This window comes from Vallitalea maricola (genome assembly GCF_036985595.1).
Taxonomy (GTDB): Bacteria; Bacillota; Clostridia; order Lachnospirales; family Vallitaleaceae; genus Vallitalea; species Vallitalea maricola.
The window spans coordinates 1-1944 of the sequence record NZ_BTPU01000128.1 but is presented as its reverse complement, the minus strand read 5'-3'; the positions used below and the strand labels follow the sequence as shown (position 1 = coordinate 1944).

1 protein-coding gene and 1 pseudogene are annotated in these 1944 nt (G+C 29.1%); both read left to right on the top strand.

Annotated features, from left to right (window positions below):
* Window positions 1–32 precede the first annotated feature (32 nt).
* Window positions 33–1199, top strand: a pseudogene (locus AACQ14_RS23440) (HsdM family class I SAM-dependent methyltransferase); the annotation flags it as partial.
* On the top strand, window positions 1192–1944 hold a 753-nt coding region (locus tag AACQ14_RS23435), incomplete at its 3' end, for a restriction endonuclease subunit S (RefSeq protein WP_339365972.1). The pseudogene AACQ14_RS23440 and the gene AACQ14_RS23435, both read left to right, overlap by 8 nt.

Sequence of the window (1944 nt, the reverse complement as noted above, 5' to 3'; positions counted from 1 at the left end):
AAATATAATTTTTACCATACTTCTATACCCCTAGAGAAGTAATAGAACTAATGGTAAATATACTATTTTACAATGACAGTAATCTGTTAACAGAAGAGGTAGCAAAAACTATTTATGATCCTGCATGTGGAACAGGGGGTATGTTATCAGTTGCAGAGGATTATCTAAAAAAGATGAATAAAAGTGCTCAACTTATAGGCTTCGGTCAGGAGATAAACGACCAAACATATGCAATATGTAAAGCAGACATGCTTATAAAAGGAGAAAATGCAGACCAAATCAAAAATGGGAATACATTATCAGACGATAAATTCAAAGATGATAAATTTGATTATATTTTATCTAATCCACCTTTTGGAAGAGAATGGAAAAATGATAGAAAAGCTGTTCAAAGCGAAGCTAAGTTAGGTTTTGCAGGTCGTTTTGGAGCAGGACTTCCAGCAGTAGGTGACGGTCAAATGTTATTTCTACAAACAGCTATATCCAAGATGAAAACACAAGGTTCAAGAGTAGCAATAATTCATAATGGCTCACCATTATTTACAGGAGATGCAGGAAGTGGACCATCTGAAATAAGAAGATACATATTAGAAAATGATTTATTAGAAGCCATAGTAGCTTTACCTAACGATATTTTCTATAATACAGGTATTGCAACATATATATGGGTATTATCAAATAAAAAACCATCATATAGAAAAGGTAAAGTACAACTTATTAATGCTAATAAGCTGTTTGTTAAGCGTAGAAAATCCTTAGGTAATAAAAGAAATGATATACCAAAAGAATCTATAGATGCGATAACTAAATTATATGGGGAATTTAAAGAAAGTGAAATAAGCAAAATCTTTGATAATGAAGACTTTGGATATGCAAAGATAACAGTAGAAAGACCTAAGAAAGATGAAAACGGAGAAATAGAACTCAAAAAAGGAAAACCAGTAGCAGATTCAAAACTTAGAGATACAGAAAATGTTCCATTAAAAGAAGATATACAAGAATACTTTGAACGAGAAGTATTACCATTCGTACCTGATGCATGGATAGATGAAAAGAAAACCAAGATAGGATATGAAATTCCATTCACAAGATATTTTTATAAATATATTCCACCAAAACCTTCAAAAGATATAATGGCTGAGATAATGGAAATAGAAAAAGATTTAGATGGAGTATTGGAGGAAATATTCAATGACTAGGAAAATGAAGGATAGTGGAGTTGAATGGATTGGGAAGATACCAGAGGATTGGAATATAATTATATTAAAAAGGACTATCAAAAGTAGAATGGGAGGTGCTTGGGGAGATACACCTAAAAATAATGAGAATGATATAATATGTATTAGAATAGCAGATTTTGAATACACAAAATTAAAAATAAAACAAAATGTTACATACACAAAAAGAAACTATGCTAATGATACAATAAATAAATTAACATTAAAAAAAGGAGATATATTAGTAGAGAAATCAGGTGGTGGAGAATTAACTCCAGTTGGTAGAACTGTTATTTTTAAATTACCAGTATTAGCATTATACGCTAATTTCATAGACAGATTAAGAATATATAAAGATATATCATCAGATTATATACAATATTTATTAGTATCATTTTACTATAATGGAATAACAAAAAAGTATGTAAAACAAACGACAGGAATTCAAAATTTAGATTTAACAACAATGTTGTTAAAAGAAAAAATTCCATTACCAATAATAAAAGAACAATACAGTATATCTAATTATTTAGACACCAAATGCACCAAAATAGACCAAACAATAGAAAGGCAAAAACAAGTAATAGAAAAACTTAAAGAATATAAAAAATCAATTATAACAGAAGCAGTAACAAAAGGGTTAAATACTAATGTAAAGATGAAACATAGTGGTGTTGAATGGATTGGAGAAATACCAGAGAATTGGAAAATAAGGAAGATAAAATAT